Origin of the sequence: Rhodoferax sp., from assembly GCF_010365055.1 — a bacterium.
Classification (GTDB): Bacteria; Pseudomonadota; Gammaproteobacteria; order Burkholderiales; family Burkholderiaceae_C; genus Rhodoferax.
This window is the reverse complement of record NZ_JAAFHA010000153.1, coordinates 1-5,545: the sequence shown is the minus strand read 5'-3', so window position 1 is coordinate 5,545 and position 5,545 is coordinate 1. Positions and strand designations below refer to the sequence as shown.

Annotated in this window: 6 protein-coding genes; 2 read left to right on the top strand and 4 right to left on the bottom strand. The window is 62.0% G+C overall.

Features of this window, described 5'->3' with window-relative positions; all coding sequences use genetic code 11:
• Together GZ093_RS19875 and GZ093_RS19870 are read right to left on the bottom strand one after the other, a co-directional pair.
• On the bottom strand, positions 1-726 hold a 726-nt coding region (locus GZ093_RS19875), incomplete at its 3' end, for a DUF2285 domain-containing protein (protein WP_296489392.1).
• 361 nt (positions 727-1,087) lie between these two features.
• Positions 1,088-1,438: a DUF2958 domain-containing protein gene (locus GZ093_RS19870; RefSeq protein ID WP_296489391.1), complete on the bottom strand. Its 351-nt coding sequence runs from the start codon at positions 1,436-1,438 to the stop codon at positions 1,088-1,090.
• 466 nt (positions 1,439-1,904) lie between these two features.
• Here GZ093_RS19870 and GZ093_RS19865 point away from each other — a divergent pair, with 466 nt between their 5' ends.
• Positions 1,905-2,195, top strand: a complete 291-nt coding sequence (locus GZ093_RS19865) for a helix-turn-helix transcriptional regulator (protein WP_296489389.1) — start codon at positions 1,905-1,907, stop codon at positions 2,193-2,195.
• A gap of 53 nt (positions 2,196-2,248) precedes the next feature.
• On the opposite strand, the gene GZ093_RS19860 is transcribed toward GZ093_RS19865, so the two are convergent.
• Together GZ093_RS19860 and GZ093_RS19855 are read right to left on the bottom strand one after the other, a co-directional pair.
• Positions 2,249-2,557 carry a DUF736 domain-containing protein gene (locus GZ093_RS19860; protein WP_296489388.1) on the bottom strand — a complete coding sequence of 103 codons (309 nt, stop codon included), beginning with the start codon at positions 2,555-2,557 and terminating at the stop codon, positions 2,249-2,251.
• 763 nt (positions 2,558-3,320) lie between these two features.
• The gene (locus GZ093_RS19855; protein ID WP_296489386.1) at positions 3,321-5,354 is read right to left on the bottom strand and encodes a ParB/RepB/Spo0J family partition protein; all 2,034 of its coding nucleotides are present in this window, start codon (positions 5,352-5,354) and stop codon (positions 3,321-3,323) included.
• On the opposite strand from GZ093_RS19855, the gene GZ093_RS19850 reads away from it, so the two are divergent.
• On the top strand, positions 5,353-5,545 hold a 193-nt coding region (locus GZ093_RS19850; protein ID WP_296489385.1), incomplete at its 3' end, for a hypothetical protein. The genes GZ093_RS19855 and GZ093_RS19850 overlap by 2 nt on opposite strands.

Sequence of the window (5,545 nt, the reverse complement as noted above, 5' to 3'; positions counted from 1 at the left end):
CTTCTTCCCTCTCTGCACCAGGCGCCGGACACGGGCGCGCAGGTCGCCGTCAGCGTGCCAGCCGTCGGTCACTGCATCGGCGCCGAACAGCACTTCGGCTATCGTGCGCAGGGATGCACCCGCGAGGGTGCCGTCGAGTGCCTGCAGCGTGTGCAGTTCCTGCAGCGAAGACGGGGATGGACGCGGTTTGGCCACCGCCGTCAGCGTGGCATCGCTGGCTGTCTGCAGGTTGTTCAGTTCGCCTGCCAGCGCGCGATGGCGTTGGCACGGTTTCTGGCAGGCTCGGATACCATAGACGTAGGCCATGCCATCTTCCAGAGTGGGGGTGAAAGCCAGCCGGACGCAACAGCCAGGCAACCGGACAACCAGCATCAGGCGGTGGCCATCGTGGATCAGTTGTTTGTGCCCAGGGATGCGCCAGAACTCGAAGAGGTCGGCACCTGGCGGCGGATCGGCATCGGGGTAGAGCTGCAGCACGGTATCGTGGTCGGGGAACCAGGTGGGGTGTGCGTCCCGCGCATCCACACCGGGGTCTTCCAGCAGCCGGAGGCCCCAGTCCGGTACCAACTCGGATTGACGACGACTGCGCAGCCAGTCGCGCCGGTAGTCTGCATTGCGGCGCAGATATTCCCAGGCCAATGACGGGCCGTCCAGGTGCAGGACGTAAAGGTACGCGGCGATTGGATGCCAATGATCGGGGCCACGATCGAGAAGTGACTGTGCCATGGTGCAACCTCCTGTCGAACAGCAGGAAACGTCACCACGGACCTCGGATTTGAGGGGCTACGCTGTTATCACCCAGGCATCATGTCGTGGTTCAATCATCTGGCCGTGTCAAGACCGACTGGCTCCGAAGTGTTGCAAAAGGTGTCCGAATGCGACGACTGCGCAACCGGAATTGGTGCACAGCATCGAATACGGTGCGGCAAAGTCCGCTGGGCATTACGACTGTTTGCGTCTCGTTCGCGCCGCTGTGGTGCAGAGTGCGGATTGATGTTCACAGGGTCTGAACCAAGACCAAAATAGACGCAATACGCTGGAGCGGGCTGTACCTGTATGGTCCGCCAGAGCGGGCCATCGGGTTCGATCAGTCAATGATCGAACCGTTGATGCGGGCCAGTCGCGCATAGTCGGACAGCGTGCGCTCCGCAACGAAATACAGATCACGCTCGATGCGCAGCTTCAGCGGCCCGACGATGGATGCCAGATCGGAAATCCGCACATTGCCCAGCTCGGGCATGCCGATGCCGACATCGCACAGGCCGTAAGCGGTATCGCCGTCCTCGGGGTCGAGTTCGGTCAGCAGCCAGGTCGCGTGTGCGTCCGGGGTGAATAGCCGCACCACGGGTAGTGGGTCATGGTTGCCGCCTTCGGCGGTAATCCGGCCATTGGTTAGCAGTTGGGTGCGTTGTTCGCCAGTGATGAGAGCGTGGGTCATGGTCGCTTCCTTTGATAGTTTCGCTCCACGGCGGAGCGAGGCGACAAGGGGCACGCGCCCAGCGCCGCCGTCATACCCCAACACGGTCCGGTGCGGGCCGGGGTTGACGGCAAGCGGCGTGCGCCAGGCTCGCGTACTTGTCCGCTGTGGGGTGAACCTGGGAGCGACCTGGATGTCCACAAAGTCGACGATACACGGATGTGCCAATACGCCAATGCACGAAACCGCATTGCTGGATGCACAGAAAACCTCGAATGTGCCATTGCGGATTTACGGAAGATCGCAAAAGCGTACAGATGGAAGTCAACGAATCCACGGATGCACAGAAACACGAATCAGGCTTTACGCGGAAGCGGCAAAGAACAAAGACGAATGAGAGAACGCCACCCTGCATAGTAGGTCAATAGCGAGAAATGAGTTAAAGATAACGTGGTTTTAATTATGCCTTTAATCAACGCTTCTGTGTATGCAGAAGCGATCAATTCAGCGCGGCCGACCGGCCGGTGCCACCACCTTTGAGGCCGAACCGGCGCAGGCCTTCGGCGCGGCGGTGCGCGCGCTGAGAACGGAGCAAGGCGTCGCCCAGGAGTCGCTGGCCCACTTGGCCGACATTGAGCGCTCGCACATGGGCAAGATCGAGCGTGGCGAGCACATGCCCACGCTGGCGATCATCCTGAAAATCGCACGGGCGCTCGGGTGCAGTGCGTCCGACTTGATGGCGGAGACGGAAAGCCGGCTTGCGGCTTCCGAGTCGTAACCCCTGCCGTTAGGGAACGCCCCGCCGCAGCGGCGGGGCGCCGGGGGCGACGCTCAGTCGCCCTTGCTGCGCGACCAGATCAGGTTGTGCGTACCGTCCTCACCCTCGATCAGACGGGCGTAAATGGTGGCCGGAAACGATGGATCGTCCAGGCTCGTCGACACGTAGGGCCGCTCAGCCTGGCTGATTTTCTTCCACGCTGCGCCGACTTCCAGCCCGCTCGCGGCCTGGATGCGGTAGTCGGGAGCATTCTCGCTGCTCTTGTCGTTCAGGATCAATTTGACCTTGATGTTGAGCGTCAGGGTGCGCAGCGTGCCGGTGAATCCGTCTTTGTCTGCGGTGAAAGTGCCGATGTTTGCCATGATGAAGTTTCCTTTCGGGGTTGCAAGATCGCGCCCATCGCGTCCTTGTCGGTGATCCGCCCGGTGGGGGCCGGGCTGGCTGCACCGCGCAGCGGCCGCAACGCACGTGAAGGACCAGAAGGCCCAAAGAATTTGTTGCGCGAGGAAGCTGCACCGCAGCGGGGAAATTGTTTGGGCTGGATGGTTGCGGCCATGAAGCCCGAGGCGCAGCCGAGCCGCCACCAGGATTCACGACAAGCCAAGGACGCAGGGGGCGAACCGGCCCGAATGGAGCGATGGCCAACTCGGAGTCTCCGCAAGAAGGCTGCTCCGGCATGCACCCTGATGCTGACAAGGTCTGGCCTGAAACGACTGGCGAGAACTTCCTCTTCACTTGACAGCAAACGGGTTGAGGCGTGACGTGGGAATTTCATCATAGAGCTGTGCCGCGTGTCGGTGAACCGCCCTTCGTGATGGTGTTGACGGCCAACCGTCAGCGTCGTGGATGGCACACATTTGCACAACCCAGCGCAGCGAGTTGCGGAGTGCCCCGGCGCCAGCCCACACTGGTGGGATCTCTACCTGGGCAAGTGCATCGCACGCGCAGGCCCGGCATGGGCCTGAGTGCATGTTGGTTTAGCGCCCCGCCACCCGGCGGGACGCTTTGGGGTTTTGGGGTGGCATTTCGGCTGTTAGACCGGGCGCGGCAAACATGCCGCGCCCGATTTTTTTCAAAAAAAGACCCCGGCGCAGTTCAGCGCCGGAGCCCGCTCACGCTATTACCTCAAGCGGCCAGCACCTCGGCCACTTCTTCCACCTCGGTGGCGGCATCCTCCGGGGCTTCTTCCAGCGTCTCGGTTGGTACGTCAGCCTGCGCATTGCCTTGCGCGTCCGCCGTGCCGTCATCGCTCTTGAACATGGCAGGCATCCACCCCGTACCCACGGCCAGCCGTTCGGCTTCGCTGGCAATATCGGCCTTTTTGAGCTTCGCCAGTCGGCTGACCTGTCCGGGGGCAAATTGCCCCACAGCTTCCAGAATCATGGCCTTGGACACATGCGAGAAATACCCCTCGGCGGTCGGTGTCCACCATGCAGCCATATCCAGCCCGACAGCCTGCGCCAGCATCGTGCCCGGTGCATCGTGTTCCCGCGACGAAACCACGTCCACAGTCGAGGCCACGCACACCGCCAGCAGCAGCACCAGTTCATCCTGCGGCATCGCCACCAGCATCGCGAACAAATCGCCGTCATCCTCTGGCAACTTCTCGCCCCAAGGCTGTTGCAACTCTTTCAATGCGACAGCGGCAGGCGACTGCGGCCAATCCGGCGCGTAGCCTTCCAACCCGTCCTGCGGGCGAACGCTGATACGGATGGGCAATTCCACCGCATAGCCGTTCTGTAAAACTCGCTGCACCATGCCATGCACCAGCGCGGCCAGTGATACCTGCGGATTACGGGCCAGTTCGATTTGCAGTGCTGCCGTGCGGTGGGCGCTCATGCGCCGCGCCAGCTTCTCGGAGATTGCGGTCTTCTTCGGTTTCGGGATGTCATCGCCGTCGCCGTCGGTATCTTCGGGGTCGATGCCACCTTGCACCCTCGCCAGTGTGCGCAGCGCCTTGGCTTCGGCCTCGCGCAGCAAACCACGGTGGATGACGGGTTCGCCTTGGCGGTCGAGTGTGACGACAACACCAGCGGCGGCGCGAATGCTCGGGCTGTAGGCCAGTAACTCGGCCTCCATTGCTTCCAGTTGGTCGCCCACGCTGCGGCCTTCCTCGTCGAGGGCTTCGGCTTTCTCTTCGTCCTCGGCCTCCAGCGCAGTGTCCAGGGCTTGCCCGATTTCCTGCAGTTTCGCTTGCAGCTTGGCGATACGCTTAGCTTCGCGGGCATTGGCCTTGCGCGGCTCCTTCGGCGCACGCTGGAAGGTTTGCAGGTCGGCATAGGTGGTAGCCGGAACAGCCTCCACCCATGCCCAACCCTCGGCGCGTACCGTGTCAGCCATACCGGCCAGCTTGTCCTGTGCCAGCCGGTCGAGCAGCCCGGTATCGGTCAGGTAAATGCCTTGGTCGGCATCGGCAAACAGGTCGCGGCGGACACCACCGCCTGCGGCCTCGTAGGTATCCAGCCCGACAAAGCGCACCAGCGGGTGCCGGTGGGCGTCAATCTCCCGCTCGGTCAGTCGCTCCCGCAAAGCGGTCGGGTTGCGCTGCCAGTTCGGCGCATCGTAGAACGCGGCTTCCTGCGCGGCGTGGTCATCGGTGATTGCCAATGCCATCAACTGGTCGAGATTGACTTCATCAGCGCGGTAGTCGGCCATCAGGCGCGGCGAGACGTTCGCCAGCTTCAAACGGCGCTGCACCACCAGCGGGGTCACACCAAAGTCTGCGGCAATGTCTTCGATGGGTCGGCCTTCCGCGATCAGGGCGGCGAAAGCCTCGAACTGGTCGGCGGCGTGCATGGTTTCGCGTTGTACGTTCTCGGTCAGGCTGGCGGTACGCGCCGACGCATCGGCCACCAGCAGGCAAGGCACCTCAAAATCTTTGGCAATGCGGTGTTTCTTCGCCAGCAACTTCAAGGCAGCAAGGCGACGGCCACCGGCCACCACTTCGTAATGTTCGCGATTGCTGGCAAGAATCACGGTCAGGTTTTGCAGCAATCCCACGCGCTGGATACTCGATGCGAGGGCATTGATGGACGCGCCCAAAGTCTTGCGCACATTGCGCTTGGACGGGCGAAGCTGCGACAGCGGCACCAGCAGCATGCTTTGCGCCGGGGTTGCTGCTTGCAGGGCTTGGACTTCTTGATGGGTAATGGTGTTCATGGTGAGTGCTCCTGTCCCTTGGTGGGACGTTAAAAACGAAAAGGAAGAAGAAAAGAAAACTCGGGTATCGGTTCATGGTTTTGGTATCTGCATGCGCTTGTCTCCTGTGGTTTCAAAGCTGACCGGATTCCAAGATTCAGAGCCCGGTGTTGGCTTTGGTGGGTTCGGCGCAAAGACCTGGGCCGGTCCCT